This window comes from Cupriavidus basilensis OR16 (assembly GCF_000243095.1).
Taxonomy (GTDB): Bacteria; Pseudomonadota; Gammaproteobacteria; order Burkholderiales; family Burkholderiaceae; genus Cupriavidus; species Cupriavidus basilensis_D.
In genome coordinates, this window is sequence record NZ_AHJE01000018.1 from 16650 (window position 1) to 37863 (window position 21214).

Below are 21214 nucleotides of genomic sequence, written 5' to 3' on the forward strand. Positions count from 1 at the left end.
GCCCGCGGTTATTTTGCTTGCGCAAGCTGATGAGTTTGCGGCGTTGCAGGGGCGCCACTGGTGTCCGCACCTGCAGCCGCCTGTGCGGTTCGGCTCGGGGCCTCGACCGCATGCACCAGTTTCCCGGACGGCACGTTCTGGCCGCCGGCCACAATGATCCGTTCGCCTTCGTGCAAGCCGCCGGTGACTACCCACTTGTCGCCCAGCATGTTCTGCGTCTGAATCGTGCGTTGCTCGACCGTGTTATCAGGCCTCACGACAAGGGTCGTTGCTTGCCCCTGCGGGTTGTGGCCAACGCCGGGGACCGGGACGAGAAGCGCGTTATCATTCACGCCCTGCTCGAAGCGGGCGCGCACGAACATGCCCGGTAGAAGGACATTCTTCGGATTCGGGAAGATCGCGCGTACTGTTACCGAGCCGGTGGCCGGATCGACAGTAATGCCGCTGAACTGGAGCGTACCGCTCATCGGGTATTGCGTACCGTCCTCCAGCGTGAGCATCACCTTGGCCTGGTCCAGGCCGTTGAGCTTTACCTGCCCACTGGCCACGTCGCGACGAAGCTGCAACCCGGCGACGCTTGCCTGGTTAAGGTCGACATAGATCGGATCGATCTGCTGCACAGTGGTCAGCAATGTCGCTGCGCTTCCTTGCACATAGGCGCCCTGAGTGACCTGCGAAATGCCGCTGCGACCCGCAATCGGCGATACGACGTCGGTGTATCCCAGGTTGAGCCTTGCTATCGCAACTGCCGCCTTGCCGGCGGCCACATCGGCGGCGGCCTGGCTCTGGGCAGCGACCGCGTTGTCGTAAGCCTGTTTGCTGACGGCGTTGCCGGCAATAAGGACCTTGTAACGGTCCGCCTGCGCAGTCGTCATGGCGAGGTTCGCTTCCGCTTTTTGCAACGTCGCTTCCGCGCTATTCAAAGCCGCTCGATACGGTGCCGGATCGATTTGGTACAGCGGTTGGTTCGCCTTGACGTCTGCGCCTTCCTGGAAGCTACGCTTTTGCACGATGCCATCAACGCGAGCGCGCACCTGCGCGATGAGGTATGCGGAGGTTCGGCCCGGGAGTTCCACGGCAACCGGAACGCTGGTCCGCTTGACCGTGACCACCGTAACATCCGGAGTCGGTGGCTTCGAACTCACGTGCTTTGCGGGACCGCAACCCGCCAGCGAGAGCACTGCCAGCGTGGTAGAGCGTGGTAGCGAGATTGGCACTGTGCCAATGTGTTTTGTGAAGATACATAACTCCAACCCCAGTTTGTGAAGAGCGGCAGTTGCACTTTGCACGATCGCAAGTTAAGTCCGGATTGGCGCTTTGTTAACAGTTGTTAATGTCGGACGGAAGGAGTGGGGTGACCTGCGCTGGGCGTGCGGACCAGCGTGTTGCGGTGGGTTGACGGCCTGAGAAGCTTCCAGTAGGCGATCAACACCGCATTCTCCGACGCCAAGCTGGGGGCCACTGCCGACGGGCGCCGGTTTCGGGTTGTCTTAGAGGTACTCGCAATCGAGCTCGCGCAGCCGAACATTAGGTGTCGACTCGAAGCAGTGAATGAGCCCGACCGCGCCGATGCGCGCCCGGGGGATGAGTCGCCTGCCGCTGCGGCAGTGCGTACTGGCGGCGCCCAAACGCCTGCGCTGCTTCCTGCGCCGCCATTCCGATCTCCAGGGCGGCCTTACGGGTGTTCCTCCGTGTGGGGGGCAACACTTGCGTGCGCGCAGTCGGCAGGTTGCAGAGAGGCGCGCGGAAATCATGCGCCAGATCCGCCGACAACTGGGAAAGTCGCTCGAAGCCATCGCGCGTGGTCAACGAGCGAATTGCCTCGAGGCCGCACGGCGAATCCAGCGCGCCCTGCTCCATCAGTTCATTGCGCACGCGTGCCGCCTTGCGCAGCAGTTCCGCATCGTCGCGGCAAATCACCTGCGTAGCCAGCGCGCGGCACAGGTAGGTGCCCGCGCCACCAAACACAATCGCAACGACCAGGCAAAATGCGAGCGCCAGGCGGGCGGTGAGCGAAAGAGCCTGCATATCAGGACTGCCGGCGCTCCAGCACATAGCCCACGCCGCGCACGGCATGGATCAGCTTGGGCTGAAAATCGTCATCCATCTTGGCTCGCAGGCGGCTCACCGCCACGTCCACGACATTGCTGTCGCTGTCGAAATTCATCTCCCATACGTGGGAAGCGATCTGTGTGCGGCTCAGCACCTCCCTTTGCCGGCGCACCAGGAAATGCAGCAGCGAAAACTCGCGCGGCGTGAGTTTGATGCTGCGCCCGGCGCGAGTCACGCGATGGCGGACCAGGTCGATCTCGAGATCTTCGAACTCGATGCGGTCGGCCTCACGTACTGGGCCGCGTCGGAGCAGCGTACGCACCCGCGCCAGCAACTCGACGAAAGCGAAGGGCTTGGCGAGATAGTCATCGGCGCCGAGTTCCAGGCCACGCACGCGATCCTCCACCTCGTCACATGCGCTCAGGAACAGCACCGGCGTGTTCTTGTGCTGACGCAGTTGCTTAAGCACTTCCCAGCCGTTCATCCCGGGCAGCATCACGTCCATGATGATCAAGTCGTAGCTCACTTCCACCGCCTGGTGCAGGCCATCGGCGCCGGTCACGGCCAGGTCGACCACGAAGGAGGACTCAGTGAGGCCCTTGCGCAGGTAGGCGGCAGTCTTTGGCTCGCCTTCCACCACCAGAATTCTCATGCTCATCCCCATCTAGCCAGTGCATGCAGGGCACGCCGCGGCACCTTGCATGCTCGGATGATAGTCCCAGGCACGGTGGCCTTGAATGACAAATCTGTAATTGAATTGACAGCGTTTCCCGCCCGTGCGCTCGCTAGAATCCGTGAGCCTGGGAAATGGGAGAGGAACATGATGGAATGGACTTCGGCAGGACCATCGATACTCGCAGCATTCATGGCATCCATGGTCGAGTTCGTGGAAGCGCTCACCATCGTGCTCGCGGTTGGCGCCGTCCGCGGCTGGCGCTCGGCGTTGCTAGGCACAGCAGCCTCGGTGGCCGTGCTGGCGCTATTGGTCATCGCACTAGGCCCCGCGCTCGCCAGGATTCCGCTACCGGTGGCCCAATTGGTCGTCGGTACCCTGCTGCTGCTGTTCGGTCTGCGCTGGTTACGCAAGGCGGTGCTGCGGGCGGCAGGGATCTTGCCGTTGCACGACGAAGCGCAGGCGTTCGCTCGGGAAACCGAAGCCTTGCGGAAGCAAGGCGGGCCATCCGGCGGGGCGATCGATGCGGTGGCGTTCGCGACCGCATTCAAAATCGTGATGCTGGAAGGGATCGAGGTGGTCTTCATCGTCATTGCGATTGGTGCGAGTGGCCGAATGATCCTGCCCGCGTCGATTGGGGCTGCCCTTGCGCTGCTGTTCATTGTGGCGCTCGGGTTTTGGCTGCATCGGCCGCTGGCCAAGGTTCCGGAAAATGCCCTCAAGTTCGGCGTTGGTGTCATGCTCGCCGCTTTCGGGACCTTTTGGGTGGGCGAGGGCATCAACGTGTTGTGGCCGGGCGAAGATTGGGCAATCCTGGCGCTTATCGGCGCCTTCCTCGTAGTTGCGCTGGGCATGGTTCGTCTCTGCGGGCATCTGCGTAACACGTCCCCCGCATTGCCAAATTCAACAGCCGCCGCTCGTAAGCCCGCTCAAGGCCGTCTCGCGAAGGTGACCGAGGAACTGGTGGGACTCTTCGTGGACGACGGCTGGCTTGCGATCGGCGTGGTCCTCTGGGTGCTGGCCGCGTGGCGAATCGGGGCAATGCATGCAGTCCTTGCTGAGGCGGAGGGACCGCTGTTCGCGGTGGGACTGACGGCGCTGCTCGCGGCTAGCGCTGTCCGCCGTGCGCGCGCCTGAGCAGCGGCCGCATGCATCGATGCCCCCCTTGTTCGTACTAGCGCAGCGATGGCGCCATGAAATCCGGTCCGACCGGATCCGTCACATGCTGTGCGAGCAACGCATCGATATCGGCCTTGTCCTTTGCGCTCAACATCCATCCGAATGCATCGTTGATGCCGCGTAACTGGTCCGGGCGACGCGCGCCCCACAGCGCAATCGTCGGTCCCTGGTCGAGAATCCAGCGGATCGCCAACGCCAGCACCGACTTGCCATGGCGCTCTCGAGCAAGAACTGCGAGCGCATCGACTGCCGCCAAGTACTGCGCGAAACGCGGTTGCTGGAATTTCGGGTCCAAATTGCGCAGGTCATCGCCGTCAAACGTAGTGGACTCGCTTATCCGCCCGGACAGCAGGCCGCGGCAAAGCGCACCGTAAGCCAGCACGGCAAGTCCATGCTCCCGCGCATACGGCAGTACGTCAGCTTCGATGGCGCGCTCGAACAGGTTGTACGGGGGCTGGACTGCCGCGAGCTTCGCGGCCGCCGAAAACGCGTTCATCTGCTGCGGAGAATAGTTGCTGACACCGATGGCAAGTATCTTGCCTTCGGCCCGAAGCTTTTCCAGTTCGGCCGCGGTTTCCGCGAATGGCACCAGCGCGTCCGGCCAGTGCACCTGATACAGGTCAATGTAATCGGTGCGCAACCGGCGAAGTGAATCCTCTATTTCCTGTCGGATGCGCGCCGGTGTCGAGTTGCGCCGCACGCCGCCATCGCCCCATTCAAGCGCAACCTTGGTAGCGATCACCGCACGCTCGCGCATGCCAGTCAGTGCCTTACCGACCACCTCCTCTGAATGACCGAAGCCATACACCGGTGCGGTGTCGATCAAATTGATGCCCTGATCGAGTGCGCTACGGATCGTCGCCACGGACGCATTGTCGTCAGTTCCGCCCCACATCCAGCCACCTATCGCCCAAGTGCCCAGCCCAATGCGCGATACCGGGATAGGAATGCCTTCAATACGTGTCGTCTCGACATTCATGTTCAATAACTCCAATGGGTGCGGTCGGCCGGTTGCGTATCAATGTGCCGCGCGATGCGTCGCGTCTGCTGATCAGCCCGATCCTGCCGGCTTTCTTTGACGCGTATCCGGACATCCAGCTCGACATCACCGTCGACGATCGGCTGATCGACATCATTGCCGACGGCTACGACGCCGGCATCCGCTACGGCGACACGGTCGCAGGTGACATGATCGCAGTGCCTCTGACGCCGCCGCTGCGCTGGGTCGTAGTGGGATCTCCCGCGTACCTGGCGCGGCGCGGACGGCCAAGGACGCCAGACGACCTGATGCGCCACTCGTGCATCAGGATGCGTATCGGCGACAACTCGCTGTATCGGTGGGAACTCGGCAATGGCCAGCAGGCGCTCGAACTCGACGTGCCTGGCTCCATGAGCGCGAACGAATCCGACACGGTCGTCGATGCTGCGCTAAACGGTGTCGGTCTCGCGTACTGCCTCGAACGCCGCGTCGCCGACGACATCGCGGCCGGTCTGCTCGAAGTGGTGCTGCCGAAATGGTCGGTCGCCGGTCCGCCAATGGCGATGTACTATCCGAGCCGGCGGCAGACACTGCCCGGCCTGCGCCAACTGATCGACATGATCCGCTCGGCGAACACGTGACGGTCAGGGGCGCAGGGCGCACCCGCAAAAAATTGGCCGGCATTGCCGCCGGCCAAACGCCCTTGCATTCAGTGATCAAGCCAAGGTCGATATGAACTTTTACTGGTGATGCCTGGTAGCTCGCCAGTACATGCCGCGAGTGCGATCAGAAGCGGTGACGCACGCCGACCATGGCGCCAGTCTGGTTCTGGCCAGGCAGGGTGTTCATCGTGCTCGTCACACCGTACGTTGCGCTGCCGTGGTTTTTCACATAGCCGAGCAGCAGGTAGGCATCGGTACGCTGTGAAAAGGCATAGTCGGCGTTCAGTACGAACATCAGCGAATCCTTGTCGTCAGTGCGGGCATCGGTGTAGTAGGTCCCACCGGTCAGGCTAAAGGCCGGGGTGAACCTATACAGTGCGCCGACCCAGTAGAGGTTGTCGTGACGCGCAGGGACAATGGCAGTGGTAGCGGCGTTGAGTTCATCGCGCAGCCAGCGGTAGCCGGCGAACACCTTGGCGTCACCGAATGCGTACGACGCGCCAACCGCGATGCGCTTGGCGGTACCGTCAGCCGCGGCGATACTGCTGCCTTGGTACTGGTCATAGGCGACGCCAGCCGAGAACGGCCCGCTCGCGTACGCCAGGCCACCGCCAAAGTTTGTGCCGACCTTAAAATGGCCCGGGACTTCGGTGCCATTGGGAATGGTGCTGTCGCGGCCGGTGCTGTAGAAGCCCGTCGCCGTCAGCCCACCGAACTTTCCGGTGTACTTGATGGCGTTGTCGGCACGACCGTTAAAGCCCAGGGTGTCGACGGAGTTGAGCGAGTAGCTACTACCGACCGCCATCGGGTCGTAGGCGCCGAACAGGTCGTACAGCGCGTTTTGCTGGCGGCCCAGCGTGACGGCGCCGAAGTCGGCCTGCAGGCCAACATAGGACTGGCGACCGAACAGGCGGTTGCCTTGGGCCGAGGTGCCCGTGTCGATATTGAAGCCGCTTTCCAGCACGAAGATGCCTTTCAGGTTGCCCCCAAGGTCCTCCACACCGCGAATGCCCCAACGCGAACCGGAGAGGCCGCCGGAAGTCACACCGAACAGCGAGCCACCCTGGCCCGGGGCGCTTTGCACGTGACTTTGATAACTAACGCCGGCGTCAGCGATGCCATAGAGCGTCACGCTGGACGACGACGATTGGGCAAAAGCAGCGCCGGACACGGCGCAAGCTGCGGCAGCGGCTGCCAATGCGAAGAGAGTCTTTTTCACTGTCAATCTCTGTTTCTGTATGAGCAAGTAGGTTGTCTTCTGCCGGGGGATGATCATGGCAGGGGAATGAGCCGTACGGCTCAGCAATCCCGCCCGGAAAGTTGAAACATTTATGTGACAGCAGCAAGTAAATTATCGGCGGTATATTTATAAGACAAGTTTAAAACAATATATAGATTTATTGAACAAACTCACATTGTCGATGTCATGGATCCAGCCATCATCTGGAATGACGTGTATCAAATGACTATGTAAATGGCTTCAGCCCTCTTACATCAGGAACTGCACTCCGTTGGCCTCACCCCCAGATCCGGCGCCACGAATCATTCGATGAAAATTACGATCTTGTAATTATCTGGTAATTCATTTGTCAGCATTGACGATACATAGTCATGTCAATCATTGATCGGACAACGCTCACCATCACCATATCGGGATAACTCTCATGACCAGCCCCTACTCTCCCAACCTGCGGGGCTACCGCTTGCGTTTTAGTCTAGGGCTCCTATTGCTTATCGCTGTATCGAGCGTCTGTTACGCGCAATCTACAGTCACCGCGGAAAATCCGGCCCTCAGTACGCTAGCGCCGACCCTTACCACCTGTGTCTCGTGCCATGGCGTGTTAGGCGCCGGCATGGCAACCGGCGCTCCACGGCTCGCGGGAAAGAACCCAGACTATCTTGCGCATGCACTATCCATGTTCAAGGCAGGAACTCGTGCGAGCGTTGTCATGCAAAGCGTTGCTCATGACCTTTCCGAGAGCGAGATAAGCAGCCTCGCGGTGTTCTTCTCAACCCAAAATCCTCCGCACGTCCCGGGAGAACCCCCACCGCCATCGGGCCTAGTGATCGCCGGCAAGCAACTAGCCGAACTGGGAGCGCCTCCCGACGTTCCGGCTTGCTTCAGCTGCCATGGGGTCGCTGGAAAGGGCAATGGCGTGCGCTATCCGAGCATTGCCGGCGAGCCGGCTGCGTTTGTCATCAACCGCCTTCACGAGTTCCAGGCCCGCGCGAAGGCTGGAACACCATCACCGGGGACAATGATGGCCGTTTCGGCAACGCTGAACGAGCGGCAGATTGAAGAGGCTGCAGCATACCTGTCGGTGATCGAGCCGTGATAGTCAGCATCACGCGGCCGGTAGAAGCATATCGGACCATCTGGGTGCTGCTTCGTCGCTCACCAATTCATATCTGAATTGTCATATCTCCGTTTGACTACAAGGCGCCAGGTCTTAGCAAGCCTTCGGTTGACTGCTTTGACGAAATTCGTAGTGCGCCGCAACAGAGATGCTGATTACTAATGTCCTTTTCGCCCCTCCCCCTTCTAACTCTCTCGGAGGCCAATTCTACTCGCGATTTGGCAGTGGAGAACGTACCAGAATCGCCAGGAGTACGCCTCACGTGACACCCACGAGCTACGCCACGGCAATCAGCTCTTCCGAGCTCGTAGACAGAAAATGAGCCCAGGCCGCAGGGCTACTTCCTGCGCTTCAGCTTACTGCGCCATCAACGCACGCGCGGCAATGACGCACGAAACGCTCAACATCCGGCGCATAGTCAGCGCAGACCCGTGTGGGCACTAGAGAGAGAGGACTGAGCGGCCCTGGGGAACATCGATCGTCCTCCAGAGCATTTCGATTCGAGGCAAATTCTAGAATCTGGCGGAATGCAAGAACAGCATTTGCCGCCTTTTTCAATCAATAGAGTTTTTATGCTTTATGGACACCGGCTTCCCGCAGAGCTTCGTCGCCGTGGCTGAGCACGGTTCCTTCGCGAAAGCCGCGCATCGCCTGGGCCTCACTGCAGCCGCAATTGCGGCACGTGTCCAGGCGCCGGAGGATTCGCTGTTTGGGCTTCCTCAGCTCCCAGCGAGGTCTGTCGTCCTAATCGCGCTCATCTATAACGACTGCGGATTGAGTCTTTGCCAACGTGCCGAGACACTCAATTGCTGCCTCAAGTTCGTTCGTCCAGCGATAACCGGCGTTCACCCGCAGGCAATCGTCATACGCACCGCCCTGACCGAACAAATGCCCGGGGGCGAAGCCGATCCCTTCTGCTCGCGCCAACTTGAACAGGGGGCGTGTGCTGACGGTGCCACCATCGATCCCGGGTAGCCTGGCCCAAAGAACAAACTGCGACCTGTTGCAGTTCAGCCGTCGCCATGCTGGTCGTGTATTTCAACGCCTTCACCCGCTCGGCGAAACGTCCCGCTGCAATCCAGCCCAGACGTAACCCGGGACAAAGACTTTTGGAGAAGCCCCCGCAAAGAAGGACGTTGCCCTCGGTGTCGAAAGCCCGTACCGGGCGTGGCCGCACTTCGCCAAAGCATACGTCCCCAAAGATGTCATCTTCGATTAACGGGATGTGCCGCTCCCTTAGCAATCTGACGAGAGCCGCCTTGGCGGGATCGAGCGCGACACTGCCAACCGGATTGTTGGCATTGGCGATCGTGACGACCGCTTTGACATGCCTCAGATCGAGCGCATCTTGCAGCACGTCGAGGTCCATACCCGTATCGGGCAAGCAGGGGACCGGCAGCGCCGTCAACTCGAGAGCGCGTAACATCTGCAACAATGCAAAATACGTCGGCGACTCGACGGCTACCACGTCGCCGGGACGGGTGACGGCCCGGAGCGCCAGGTTCAGCGCTTCGACGCATCCATTGGTCACCACCAGTTCAGCCGGGTCGAGGTCGCAGGGATACTGCAGCGCCTGGCGAACGATCTCACGCAGCAGCTCCGGGTGACCCGTTCCGCGGACGTGGGCACCGACAAGGTTCCGATGCTGATACGCGAGACGGCGCAAAAGGACGCTTAATCGGTCGACCGGATACAGAGAGGGTTCGCCGGCTGCCAGATCCAGACGCACCGCGGATGGTGCGCCGACCATTGCAAGATGATCCCGCGCCTGAGCGTCCAGTTCCGGCAGGGGATCGGCCCAACTGCTCGTGCCAGCCCCGCTTGCCCGCTCTGCCCGCCTGGCCACGAAATACCCTGAGCGCGGGCGCGCCTGGATATGCCCCTGCGTCTCCAGCCACCGCAACGCCTGCAACGCGGTCGTCACACTGACGCCATGTTGCATCGCCAGTGCACGTACAGATGGGAGGCGGCTGCCCTCCTCGAGTCCGGCCTGCACGATACCGTCCCACAACCACCTCGCTAGCTGCCTGTATCGCCGCACCACAGGCTCGGTTGTCTGCATGTTCTTCATCCCAACGAGCAAATCTGTTATGTAACAGAATCGGCGCCGCTGTGTATAGGCTAACAGCGAGCGGAATGGCACCATGGCTGCTATTTAAGCGAGATGCCATGAATACCGCAGTTCGATACGACTTTCGTAGCGATACCGTCACCCGGCCAGGGCCGGCGATGCGCGCCGCAATGTCCGCCGCCGAGGTGGGCGACGACGTCTTCGGCGACGACCCGACTGTAAGGAAACTGGAAGCAAGGATGGCCAACATGCTCGGGAAGGAGACTGCACTGTTCGTGCCGTCGGGAACCCAGTCGAACCTCATCGCGCTCATGGCGCACTGCGAGCGCGGTGATGAGTTCATCGTCGGCCAAACGGCGCACTGCTATCGCTGGGAGGCGGGAGGCGCGGCGGTGCTGGGCAGCATCCACCCCCAACCGCTGACCAACCAAGCCGACGGTACGCTACTACTGGCGGACATCGAAGCGGCGATCAAGCCGGACGATCCGCATTTCGCACGCACGCGCCTGCTCGCACTGGAGAACACGACCGGCGGCAAGGTCCTTCCGTCGTCCTACGTCGATGCGGCGACCGCAGTGGCCCGCCGGCACGGGCTTGCCTGTCACCTGGACGGCGCCCGCCTGTTCAATGCGGCCGTGGCACTCGGTGTTGCGGTCGACACGCTGGCCCGACCGTTCGACACCGTCTCTGTGTGCTTGTCCAAGGGACTTGGGGCGCCCGTCGGTTCGGTATTCGTCGGCTCCGCAGCGATCATTGCCAAGGGACGGCGCCTGCGCAAGATGCTCGGTGGAGGACTACGGCAGGTGGGGATTCTCGCTGCGGCCGGGCTGTACGCGCTAGAACACAATGTCGAGCGACTCGCGGACGACCATGCCAACGCGCGCGCACTCGCGCGGGGTCTCTCGGCGCTGCCGGGCCTGACTGTTTCCATGCCCGACACGAACATCGTTTTCGTGAATGTCGCTGCGGAGTATGCGTCGGCCTTCGCCGAGCACCTCGCGGGACAGGGCATCGGCGTCACGTCTGCGTATGGCGCAACCCAGCAGCGCTGGGTCACGCACCTCGACGTCGGCAAGGCGGCGGTGGAAACCGCACTCGCTGCCGCCAGCGAATTTTTTGCAGCCAACGCGACTGGCACCTCGGCCAGGTGAGGGCCGGTCATCTCGCATGTGCCGACCATTTCCATCGCTGGTGTGATAACTGACGATAGATTCTTCAAACATCCAGTATTAACCATAGCTATCGAACAATGAAGGCTGAGAACTTTACATTGCGACACTACTTTGACCGGATAGGTTTTGAACAACCTGCCGAAGTGGACATCGCAACAATCACTGGGATGATGAGGCGTCAGCTATTCACCGTTCCGTTCGAAAATCTGGACGTGCAGGCAAAAAAATGTATTTCCCTGGTTCCCGAACAAATCGTTGAGAAGATTCTCCATCGTAAACGAGGCGGGTACTGTTACGAGGTGAACGGAATCTTCGCGATGGCCCTGCAAGAGCTTGGGATTACCTATCAGTTCGTTGCTGCCAGACCGATGTTTTACCCGGTTAAAAGACCGAAAACGCACATGGCACTCGTGCTGACCTTGAACGACGAGCAGTGGCTGTGTGATCTGGGTTTTGGCAGTTATGGGATCAGGGCTCCGATACGACTGGATGTGCTCGACACTGAGATCAAACAGGATTTCGATACATTTATACTGACCATTTTAAATGATCGAGAGTATCTACTGAAGGCGCTGGTAGACGGAAAATGGGAAAATCAATATGCGTTCGACCTGTCTGCGCAGGAGTGGATCGATTTTGCGCCCGCCAATTACCTAAATTCCACGCATCCGGATGCGATATTTGTACAAAAGTTGCTGGTCATTCAACACAACCAGGCTGGTCGCAAGTTGCTGTTCGGCAATACGCTGAAGATCGTTACGCACGGGAAGACTGAGCAACAACTCGTCGACTCCGAAGACATTCAGCGTCTGTTGTCTTTCGAGTTTGATCTCACTGTACCGAAATGTTGATTCACTATTTTGGGCTCGTCTATATCCACCCCTGTTGGGCCCTTGGCCTCACCAGACGAGCCTCCTTCATTCCCTGACAATCATGTCGCAACCCAATCTCCCCCTCCACTTTCGCTGCGCCCTGCAACTAGCCCAGGACATATATGACAGACGACTGACTTCGCGAGAGGTTACGCGGCACTTTCTCGACCGGATCGCACGCGCCAACAAGCTTCATGCCTTCAGCGCCGTGTTCGAAGAGCGAGCGATGGCCCAAGCGGAGCTCGCCGATAAACTGCTTCTTGCCGGCATATGGCTGAGCCCCCTCCACGGAGTGCCGATAGCGCTCAAGGACAGTATCCAGTGGGCGGAAACGCCCGTCGAAGCCGGGTCCTTAAGCCGCGCTAACAGGATAAGCACCCAAACTAGCGCCGCCGCCACGCTGTTGATCGGGAGCGGGTTAGTCATTCTCGGCAAGACCAATATGACCGAGTATGCATTCGGACTCTCCGGCCAGAACCCGACACTCGGCACAGCACGCAACCCCTGGGACCCAGTGGGACACCGAGCACCAGGCGGGTCTTCTTCCGGCGCTGGCATCGCAGTGGCTGCCGGGCTGGCGCCAATTGCCCTGGGCGGGGACACGGGCGGCTCTGTGCGCGCGCCGGCGACGCTAAACCACCTAGTGGGATTCAAGCCGTCCTCTGGTCTAATCAGCCGAGCTGGCTGCCTTCCGCTATCCGGAACACTTGATGTGCTGGGCCCGATTGCCCGCACGGTGGAAGACGTGCGCGCCCTAACAGCTATTCTCGCCAGACCCGATTCGGCCGACCCTATCACCTTGGCCACGCCGGTGGAGGTCTACCAAAGGCTGAAACTACGGGCCGATGTGTCCTCCAAGGAGCTGCGGGTACTAGACGAGTCGGCCTGGCCAACGTCCCTGGCAGTGGATGCGCAGCGCGTTTGGGATGACGCGATCTACCAGCTCAAGCGAGCAGGTTATAACATCCGCAGTTGGACCCCGCCACCTCTCCTGAATATGAATCAGTTAGCCGACGACAACTCCTTAATTCTCGGCTATGAGGGCTTCAGGCACTATGGCCCACTAGCGCTGGACAATGCCCAACCTCTTTGGGAGGTAGTGCGAAACCGGATCCTGGCCGGTGGAGCGATCAAGGACGAGGCCTATCAGGCCGCACTTGAACGTAGGCGACAGGCCGCCCAACTCTTCGCGCACTCGCTGGGCGAATTCCCCGCCCTCTTGATGCCTGCCTGTGACCAAGGTGCTCAGGTTCTGGACGCCGCAGACCTCGTCCACTCGGGTCTTGGAAAGCTCTTGCGGCCCGCTAACTTCCTCGGCTCGCCCGCCATCGCACTGCCCTCGGGCTTTGACCATGCAGGAATGCCGATAGGCGTGCAGATGTTGGCCCCTGCATTGCGTGATAAGGCACTGCTAGACGCTGCGCATGAGGTTGCACAAGCGCTTCGCGCAGAACCTCGGACCCCAGACCTCGCCGCCTGGGGCCTTCTATAGGGTTCTGTCGCAGTAGCGGTCTGATACGGAACTCGCCTTGGGGCGCGCCTGCTCCGGGATTGGCAAACGCCCGTTTCCCCGCATATCGACACTGGACTATCCTCAACGCGCGGCGTCGCCCCACCGATACTCGGCGATCGTGTCGTCGAGTTGTGCCTTCCGTTCAGGATCGAGCGCAAGATCTGGCGCGGCTAGCGACTCGGTCAATGGATCGGCGTGACTCGCGACGATGATCGCCGAAGTAATAAGCGGGTTCGTCAGGACCCACGCCAGGGAGGTCTTCGTTAGTCCGGACAAGTCTGGCCTGCGCGCTATCCCAATAGCCATTGCCTCTACTGAATTTTTCTCACTCTACAGAGCCGCAGAATTGAGCATTATTCATACAACTGTCACGTTCCTTGTCTAACCTTGCGTCTCAAGCGCTTACCCCGCTCCTGGGCAACAGCGCACAAACGCTATGGATACACAAGGATTTGCAATGAAGACAATTCTCCCCCGCACGGTTGCTGCGCTTTTCGCCACGGCAGCGATGGCTGCAAGCATCCAAGTCCATGCTCAATCGGCTGCCGATGGGTCCAAGGCGCACCCGTTGCGCGTGCTGTTGATTCCCGCCGATGGGGGCACCGAATCGGGAACCAAGGCTGACTATGCACCGGTCTTCAATGCTATTACCCGCAGCACGGGCCTGAATTTTGATTTGAAGGTCGGTCAATCGTATGGCGCGGTCGTGGAAGGGATGTGCAACCAGCTGGCAGAAATCGCGTTCTTCGGTCCGGTTTCCTATGTGCAGGCGCACCAGCGCGGCTGCGCGCAGCTGTTAGCCGTGGGGGTCGAGAATGGGCAGTCTATCTATTACGCGGGCATGTTTGCCAAGTCGAACGCGCCGATTAATAAATCCAGCGCGCGACCTCGCCGAGTTGCGCCTGACTGGCAGCCACGCCAGTAGCTTGGCGGCGCTGGTGCAAGGTCAGGTTGATGCCGCAGCCCTGTCGTTCGACTCCTTCGACAAGGCGGTGCGCCAAGGTGCGGTGGATCCGTCCACCGTCAAGGTGATTTTCAAGAGCGAACCGATTCCGTATCCGCCGCTGGCCATGAACACCAAGCTCCCCGAGGCGCTCAAGGCCGAATTGAAAAAGGCATTTGCCAACGTGCACAAAGCGCCTGGCGTGACGCCGGAGATGATCCGAGGATACGGCGGTGCCAAGATCCAGCGCTACGATACTCAGTTCTCTGAAGAGCAGTTCGCCGGCCCCGCATCCAAGATGACCCTGCTTTCCGACGAGATCAAGGCCGAGATTCTGAAAAAGGCCTCGCAGCGTTGAGTTGCGCTCGGACGGAGACGGGAATGCTTAGTTATGAATCAGTTGGCATGCGCTATGCCGACGGCACCGCGGCGCTCAAGTCCGTGTCGATGTTGGTGCAGCGCGGACAGTTTTGCGTGGTGCTGGGATCCTCAGGCGCGGGTAAGTCGACCTTGCTGCGCATGGCCAATGGGCTCGTTGTGCCAACGCATGGCACGGTGAGTGTAGACGGCGTCCAACTGGACGCCAGGACGCTCAACGCTGTGCGCCCGCGTATAGGCATGGTGCATCAGCAATTTAACCTGGTCCCGCGTGCGACGGTGGCGATGAATGTGCTTTGTGGCGCGCTGCCGGTCCTGCCGGCCTGGCGCGCTCTCTTGGCGCGTTTTCCTGCCGATGCGCGTGCCCGGGCCTGCGAACTCATTGAGCAGGTTGGACTCGCACCAGAGCATCTGCATCGGCGGGTGAGCGACCTGTCGGGCGGACAGCAGCAACGGGTAGGCATTGCGCGAGCGTTCATGCTGAATCCGCCGTTATTGCTTGCCGACGAGCCTGTGGCTAGCCTGGACCCGCGCATCAGCCGGGAGATTCTTTCCTTGCTGCGCACGCAAGCCCGTGAGCGCGGAACAACGGTGCTTTGCAGCCTGCACCAAATCGACTTGGCACGCGAGTACGCCGACCGCATCGTGGCGTTGCGTGGCGGCGCGGTGATGTTTGACGGCCCCGCCACCGCGTTCGACGACACTATCGCGCATTCCTTGTACGAGGTGGGCGTCGCGCCCACCGGCCAGGACGCTCGTGTACCGGTTGCGGCCTCGCCCGCCACGGCGGGGGCTAAATTGCAATTGCAGGAGGTGTGATGCTAAACCCCGCATCCGACACACGCTGGAACATTGGCCATCCCTACGGCGCCAAGACCGTGCTCGCCTTACTGGTGACGCTGACTCTCTGCCTATACGTGGGGCAACGCGTGGAAATGGGCAAGATGGTGGCGCTAACCGCGGATGGCGTGCTGGCTTCGGTCGGCATCAAGCCGCAGTCGCAGGTCACCACGGGTCTGGGACATCTGGCGCACAGCCTGTTTCCCATCCAGATATCCGAGCGGGTTGAGGTGGCTCGCATCGAAAATTTCGATCCGACGCAATTGCCCTGGCTGGCTCACGTGGAAACCGTTGGGGTTAGTGAATCGAAGCTGAATCCCGATACCTTGCGCATGGAAACGAGCGTAGTTGCGCGTGAGTATTTGGTCGAGCCCATGGGTTATTTGTGGCAGGTGGCGGTGAAGATGATCGAGACCTTCGAGATCGCGATCTGGGCCACTTTGCTTGCGATAGGCGCGAGCCTGCCGCTGGCGTACTTTAGCGCACGAAACTATACGCCGAATCGCGTGTGCTACGTGACCGCACGCAGCCTCGTAAGTCTGTTTCGCTCGATGCCGGAGCTAATCAGTGCGCTATTCCTGGTATTGGCCTACGGCTTTGGGCCTATCGCGGGTGTACTCGCGTTGGCGATCCATTCAATGGGCTTTCTGGGTAAGTTCTACGCGGAGGACATTGAGACTGCCGATCCTAAGCCACAGGAGGCGTTGCGCGCAATCGGGGCCGGAAAACTAAAAGTGCTGGCGTATGGAGTAGGTCCTCAGGTCATGCCGCAATTCATCGCGTACACCCTATATATCCTGGATCGCAACGTGCGCATGGCCACGGTTGTCGGCCTGGTGGGCGCGGGGGGCATCGGCCAGGAATTGAAAGGCCGCTATGACATGTACCAGTACGCCCATGTGGGCACAATTCTGGTGGCAATCTTCATAGCCGTGTTCTTGCTGGATCAGCTTGCCGCACGGCTGCGCCGCAAGCTGGCCTGACACGAACCATTACCGGGATTGTGCGATGTGAGGGGCGCGCAATTCTTTTTTGGGCTCCATGCGGTCCAGCACGGCGCGCGTCTTCCCCTGTTGCATTTTCTCCCATGAGCCGGTGCGCCACGCCACCTCCGAGCCTGCCGGCTTTGCTTTCCCCATAGTTGCATTCAAGGAAAACTCCATGAAAACAAGTTCGTCCCGTAACGGCCTTGCTGTCGCGGCCGTACTCTTGTGCCTGATTCTCACCGCCTGCGGCGGCGGCGACGACTCCTCGGCACCAACGACCAATCAGGCCCCCGCCAGCCCTGGCACCCAAGCTGCACCGGCGCTCCGTTGCGCACCCTGACAAGAGACGTCCTCCACCTACCATCCATCCATTAACACCAATCATGACTAACCGACGCGATTTCCTACGCAGATCCGCCAGCGCCGTTGGCGCGGTCTCGGCCTTGTCCTTGCTTCCTGCCTCAATTCGGAAAGCACTCGCCGTCAACGCCGCGGTTGACACCGGCACCATTCAGGATGTCAAGCATATCGTGATTCTGATGCTGGAGAATCGCGGCTTCGACCACTACTTCGGCGCCCTGCGTGGCGTACGCGGATTTGGCGACCGTTTCCCGATACCGCTCCAGAGCGGTAAGGACGTTTGGTTCCAGTCGGACGGTACGAAAGAGATTCCGCCTTACCACATGGACAGGACCACGACCAAGGCGCTGCAATCACCGAGCACGCCGCACAGCTTCAGGGACTCGCAGGCCGCCTGGGACCAGGGCAAGATGGGGTTCTGGCCGCGCTTCAAGACCCAGTACACGATGGGTTACCTTCGCCGTGAAGACATCCCCTTCCAGTACGCGCTGGCCGACGCCTTTACTATTTGCGATGGCTACCACTGCTCCGTCACCAGCGGCACCGACCCCAACCGCGTGGTCTTCTTCTCAGGCTCCAGCTTCGACCCTGTGCTCGCCAAGCAGGGCATCAACAGCAACGACCGGACCTCGGAGCCCGACAACGACCGCTGCTGGATCACCGGCACTATGCCGACCCCGGGCTACACCTATGCGGACAACGCACTCACTTGGCTCACGTTGCCTGACGTGCTCCAGAACGCCGGCGTGAGCTGGAAGATCTACCAGAATACCAACGACAACTGGACCGGCGCCATGCACGGCGGCCTGGCATTCCAGAGCTTCCGCAATGCACAGCCCGGCTCGGCGTTGTATGTGAAGGGCATGACGGACTATTCGATTGCCGACTTGCGCAACGACGTGGTCAACGACACGCTGCCCGCAGTCTCGTGGATACTGTGCTCGGCCGCGAACTCCGAGCACTCCGGCGCCAGCGACCCGGCGATCGGCGCTAACTATACGGCGCAGGTGCTTGAAGCCGTGACGGCCAACCCCGAGGTCTGGGCCAAAACCGTGTTCTTCCTCACCTATGACGAGAATGATGGCCTGTTCGACCACCTGCCGGCGCCAGCACCACCCTCGTACAACGCCGATGGCACGCTTGCCGGCAGCGCAACGCTGCCGCTCGACGGCGAGTACTTCTCCGATCCGACACGCGTCAAACTCCTCGCCAGTGACACCATCAGCGGTACCGTGCGCCCATTTGGCCTGGGCGCACGCGTACCGATGTATGTGATCTCGCCATGGAGCAAGGGTGGCTGGGTCAACTCGCAGGTTTTCGACCACACCTCCGTGGGCATGTTTCTCGAGAAGCGTTTCGGCGTCACCGTCGACGCCATCAGCCCGTGGCACCGCGCGGTATGCGGCGACCTGACCTCATGTTTTGACTTCGTTTCGCCCAACGATCCAAAGTGGCCGGCATTGCCCGACACTAGTAATTACGCCGCAGTCCTGGCCGCGCAGAGCTCGCTGCCCACTCCGAGCGCACCGGCCACGCCACAGCCGCTTTTCCAGGAGGCCGGCACCCGCTTTTCGCGCGCGCTGCCCTACGAGTTGCACACCAGCGCGCGCATCCAACCACACGGCTTGGTGTCGCTGATGTTCAGTAACACCGGCACTCAGGGCGCGGTGTTCCACGTCTACGACAAGCTGCACCTCGACCGCATTCCCCGCCGCTACACCGTGGAAGCAGGCAAGATGCTGACCGACGATTGGAACACCAGCGCGACCGACAGCGGAAAGTATGAACTGTGGGTCTATAGCACCAACGGATTCGTGCGCACCTTCAAGGGCGATGCAGTCGCCAGTAGCGCGGCCGACTTCCAGCCCGAAGTCCAGGTCTGCTACGAGCCGGTCAATGGCCAGGTCTACGTGAAGGTTCACAACACCGGTACCAAGGGCGGCACGGCGACGGTCAAATCCAACGTCTACCGCACCGACGGCCCGTGGACCCTAGATGTGGCAGCAGGTACAACTGGCGTGCTGAACTGGGACCTGGGCCAAAGCGCCCGCTGGTACGACTTTACCGTCACGGCTGCCAACTTCGAGCGCCGATTCTCGGGCCGCGTCGAAACCGGCAAGCCCGGCGTCAGCGATCCTGCCATGGCACTTCACCTATAGGTTTGATCGTGCACGCCCAATGATTCAAGGGAGCTTCTTCTCGGGATGCGGCGTTCCGGATCGGAGGTGACCCGATACAACTGCTTTTTGTCTGGGATGGCGTCCAGTTGGACGCCATCCCAGACTAAAGACGTAGCCTGTACGTGAAGCGCTAGTTATTTCAATTCCAATGTATGTAGCAATGACAGATATCGGACCTTTGTCCTCGGGTAATCGTACGTCCCTCGTTCCGGGCTTCGCGCCCGCGGTGCGTTCACCTTGGCACGACCCAGCATGGCATTACATTATCGATCTGGACGGCACGCTGATCCGCGACGGCGCGGCAATGCCGGGTGCGGCTGCGCTGCTTGAGGCGCTGCATGGGCGCTACGCAATCGTGTCGAACAACTCCACCGACACGGCGGTCAGCATGGCACGCAAGCTACGGAAAATGGGCCTTGTCGTTGCGCCCGCGCAGCTTGTGCTGGCGGGCGAGATGACTGTGAACTGGCTGTGGCAAACCTCGCCCGGCGCGCGTGTGTATTTGCTTGGCAGCCCGGTATTGCGCCGCTATGCCCAGCGGGTGGGCTGCAGGCTGGTGGAGCAGAACCCGGACGTCGTGTTGCTGGCGCTAGACCGCGCCTTCAATTACCGCAAATTGCTGCTAGCGGTGAACGTGCTGCGCACCGGCGCACGGTTGATCGTCACGAACCCCGATCTCAGCCATCCCGGCGGCAACGGCTGGCGCGTGCCGGAAACCGGTGCGCTGCTGGCGGCGGTACTGGCCTGCGCTGACGTGCGTCCCGTGAGCATCATCGGCAAACCTTCCGATGTACTGTTTCGTGAGGGCTTGCGACGGTTGCGGGCGAAGCCGGCGCAGACACTTATGATCGGCGACAATCCGGCGACCGATGCCGCGGGTGCGGTCGCGATGGGTATGTCCTATCTTCTCCTCGGTACTGGGCCTGAGGCTGAAGCGGAAACCCCCGCGCAGTTGCTTGAGACATGGGGCACCAGGCGCACGCACTTGCACCCCGACATCAGTAGCGTTTGAGCGACAGTACGTCGAAGGTGTGGCGGATCGTCTTGACCGCGCGATCGTAGTCGCTCAGGGCGAGACACGCGATCAGCACATCGATGATCGCCAACTGCGCCAGGCGGCTGGTCATCGCCTCTGTGCGAAACTGGGTTTCGCGTGCCATCGTGAGCAGCACGACGTCGGAGAAGGCCTGGATCGGCGATTTACCGAAATTGGTGATGCAAATGGTATGCGCGCCGGCCTCCTTCGCCAGCCGCGTCGCAGTCACGGTTTCATGCGTGCTGCCGGAATGGGAGATAGTCAGTACGGCCACATCGGGCCCGGTCAGCGCGGCGCTGATTACCTGCATATGCGAATCGATAACGGCCTTGGCGTTAAGGCCGATACGCAGCATGCGGTAGTGGGCATCCTCTGCGATCGTTGCCGCACTGCCGATGCCGTAGATCTCGATGCGCTTGGCCTTCTTCAGGATGCGCACTGCGCGCTCCAGCGCCCCGACATCTAGGGTTGACTGCGTGTCGTGCAGGGTCTGCACATTGCTCTGAAAGATCTTGCGCACGACAGCAGCAGCGTTGTCGTTCGGTTCCAGGTCTTCGTGAATCATTTGTACCGGCCGCACGGTCTCCTGCGCCAACACTATCTTCAACTGCTGAAAGCCCGTAGCACCAAGCGTCTTGCACAGGCCGACCACGCTGCCCTCGCTGGCGCCGGTGCGCTCGGCCACTTCGCTGACCGACATATGCATCACTTCCTGCGGATGTTGTGCGATAAAGTCGGCAATGCGCTGGCCGGTAGCCCCCAGCGTGTCGCGGATGCTTTCGATGCGCGCCACGATGGCCGTCAGCGCCGGTTGCTGCGGTTTCGGGGGGGCCTTCTTCGAAGGTTTGTTTTTCGTTGGCATAGAGTGGATGTCGCTCGCGCGTCCGCCGTTGCGGACAGATCGCCGCCATTGTAGAGGACCTTGGCGTTGAAAGCGTTGACTATCATCCACATACGCCGT

At 60.8% G+C, this 21214-nt stretch carries 19 protein-coding genes and 1 pseudogene; 12 read left to right on the forward strand and 8 right to left on the reverse strand.

Features of this window, described 5'->3' with window-relative positions; translation table 11 throughout:
- Nucleotides 1–8: 8 nt before the first annotated feature.
- From OR16_RS07605 to OR16_RS07615, 3 genes are all read right to left on the reverse strand, one after another.
- A complete protein-coding gene (locus OR16_RS07605; protein ID WP_423739639.1) occupies nt 9–1241 on the reverse strand; it encodes an efflux RND transporter periplasmic adaptor subunit in 1233 nt (410 codons plus the stop codon).
- Between the two features lie 286 nt (nt 1242–1527).
- The gene (locus OR16_RS44475) at nt 1528–2028 is read right to left on the reverse strand and encodes a hypothetical protein (protein ID WP_006157380.1); all 501 of its coding nucleotides are present in this window, start codon (nt 2026–2028) and stop codon (nt 1528–1530) included.
- Nucleotide 2029: 1 nt separating this feature from the next.
- Nucleotides 2030–2704: a heavy metal response regulator transcription factor gene (locus tag OR16_RS07615; RefSeq protein ID WP_006157381.1), complete on the reverse strand. Its 675-nt coding sequence runs from the start codon at nt 2702–2704 to the stop codon at nt 2030–2032.
- Nucleotides 2705–2872: 168 nt separating this feature from the next.
- On the opposite strand from OR16_RS07615, the gene OR16_RS07620 reads away from it, so the two are divergent.
- Nucleotides 2873–3862: a COG4280 domain-containing protein gene (locus OR16_RS07620; protein WP_141639851.1), complete on the forward strand. Its 990-nt coding sequence runs from the start codon at nt 2873–2875 to the stop codon at nt 3860–3862.
- A 37-nt stretch (nt 3863–3899) separates the two neighbouring features.
- On the opposite strand, the gene OR16_RS07625 is transcribed toward OR16_RS07620, so the two are convergent.
- Entirely contained in the window at nt 3900–4883 is a 984-nt protein-coding gene (locus tag OR16_RS07625; protein ID WP_006157383.1) for an aldo/keto reductase, read from the reverse strand.
- A gap of 14 nt (nt 4884–4897) precedes the next feature.
- Between OR16_RS07625 and OR16_RS07630 the strand changes: the two genes are divergently transcribed.
- Nucleotides 4898–5524, forward strand: coding sequence for a LysR substrate-binding domain-containing protein (locus OR16_RS07630; protein ID WP_006157384.1), 627 nt, complete (start codon nt 4898–4900; stop codon nt 5522–5524).
- A 145-nt stretch (nt 5525–5669) separates the two neighbouring features.
- Here the strand turns inward: OR16_RS07630 and OR16_RS07635 are convergent, their stop codons facing one another.
- Nucleotides 5670–6764, reverse strand: a complete 1095-nt coding sequence (locus OR16_RS07635) for a porin (RefSeq protein ID WP_043418897.1) — start codon at nt 6762–6764, stop codon at nt 5670–5672.
- A 445-nt stretch (nt 6765–7209) separates the two neighbouring features.
- On the opposite strand from OR16_RS07635, the gene OR16_RS43440 reads away from it, so the two are divergent.
- Together OR16_RS43440 and OR16_RS41060 are read left to right on the forward strand one after the other, a co-directional pair.
- Nucleotides 7210–7881 (forward strand): c-type cytochrome, encoded by a 672-nt coding sequence (locus tag OR16_RS43440; protein WP_141639852.1) that lies wholly within the window; start codon nt 7210–7212, stop codon nt 7879–7881.
- Nucleotides 7882–8481: 600 nt separating this feature from the next.
- Nucleotides 8482–8877 carry a helix-turn-helix domain-containing protein gene (locus OR16_RS41060; protein WP_081488712.1) on the forward strand — a complete coding sequence of 132 codons (396 nt, stop codon included), beginning with the start codon at nt 8482–8484 and terminating at the stop codon, nt 8875–8877.
- On the opposite strand, the gene OR16_RS07645 is transcribed toward OR16_RS41060, so the two are convergent.
- Nucleotides 8765–10048 carry a PLP-dependent aminotransferase family protein gene (locus OR16_RS07645; protein WP_006157387.1) on the reverse strand — a complete coding sequence of 428 codons (1284 nt, stop codon included), beginning with the start codon at nt 10046–10048 and terminating at the stop codon, nt 8765–8767. The two genes, OR16_RS41060 and OR16_RS07645, sit on opposite strands and share 113 nt — an antisense overlap.
- 23 nt (nt 10049–10071) lie before the next feature.
- On the opposite strand from OR16_RS07645, the gene ltaE reads away from it, so the two are divergent.
- From ltaE to OR16_RS07660, 3 genes are all read left to right on the forward strand, one after another.
- The gene (ltaE, locus tag OR16_RS07650) at nt 10072–11124 is read left to right on the forward strand and encodes a low-specificity L-threonine aldolase (RefSeq protein WP_043418899.1); all 1053 of its coding nucleotides are present in this window, start codon (nt 10072–10074) and stop codon (nt 11122–11124) included.
- Nucleotides 11125–11222: 98 nt separating this feature from the next.
- Entirely contained in the window at nt 11223–11996 is a 774-nt protein-coding gene (locus OR16_RS07655; RefSeq protein ID WP_006157389.1) for an arylamine N-acetyltransferase family protein, read from the forward strand.
- Nucleotides 11997–12078: 82 nt separating this feature from the next.
- Nucleotides 12079–13509, forward strand: coding sequence for an amidase (locus OR16_RS07660; protein WP_006157390.1), 1431 nt, complete (start codon nt 12079–12081; stop codon nt 13507–13509).
- A gap of 102 nt (nt 13510–13611) precedes the next feature.
- Here the strand turns inward: OR16_RS07660 and OR16_RS07665 are convergent, their stop codons facing one another.
- Nucleotides 13612–13806: a hypothetical protein gene (locus OR16_RS07665; RefSeq protein ID WP_141639853.1), complete on the reverse strand. Its 195-nt coding sequence runs from the start codon at nt 13804–13806 to the stop codon at nt 13612–13614.
- 232 nt (nt 13807–14038) lie between these two features.
- Between OR16_RS07665 and OR16_RS07670 the strand changes: the two are divergent.
- From OR16_RS07670 to OR16_RS07695, 5 genes and pseudogenes are all read left to right on the forward strand, one after another.
- A pseudogene (locus OR16_RS07670) lies at nt 14039–14831 on the forward strand (PhnD/SsuA/transferrin family substrate-binding protein).
- A 47-nt stretch (nt 14832–14878) separates the two neighbouring features.
- Complete coding sequence (locus tag OR16_RS07675; protein ID WP_006157392.1) at nt 14879–15670, forward strand: phosphonate ABC transporter ATP-binding protein; 792 nt, start codon at nt 14879–14881, stop codon at nt 15668–15670.
- Nucleotides 15670–16674, forward strand: a complete 1005-nt coding sequence (gene phnE, locus OR16_RS07680) for a phosphonate ABC transporter, permease protein PhnE (RefSeq protein WP_006157393.1) — start codon at nt 15670–15672, stop codon at nt 16672–16674. Before OR16_RS07675 ends, phnE begins: the two co-directional genes overlap by 1 nt.
- 386 nt (nt 16675–17060) lie before the next feature.
- A complete protein-coding gene (locus tag OR16_RS07690) occupies nt 17061–19196 on the forward strand; it encodes a phosphocholine-specific phospholipase C (RefSeq protein WP_043418907.1) in 2136 nt (711 codons plus the stop codon).
- 181 nt (nt 19197–19377) lie between these two features.
- Nucleotides 19378–20229 carry an HAD-IIA family hydrolase gene (locus OR16_RS07695; protein ID WP_063709570.1) on the forward strand — a complete coding sequence of 284 codons (852 nt, stop codon included), beginning with the start codon at nt 19378–19380 and terminating at the stop codon, nt 20227–20229.
- Here OR16_RS07695 and OR16_RS07700 read toward each other — a convergent pair.
- The gene (locus OR16_RS07700) at nt 20216–21049 is read right to left on the reverse strand and encodes a MurR/RpiR family transcriptional regulator (RefSeq protein WP_043418930.1); all 834 of its coding nucleotides are present in this window, start codon (nt 21047–21049) and stop codon (nt 20216–20218) included. The two genes, OR16_RS07695 and OR16_RS07700, sit on opposite strands and share 14 nt — an antisense overlap.
- Nucleotides 21050–21214 lie beyond the last annotated feature (165 nt).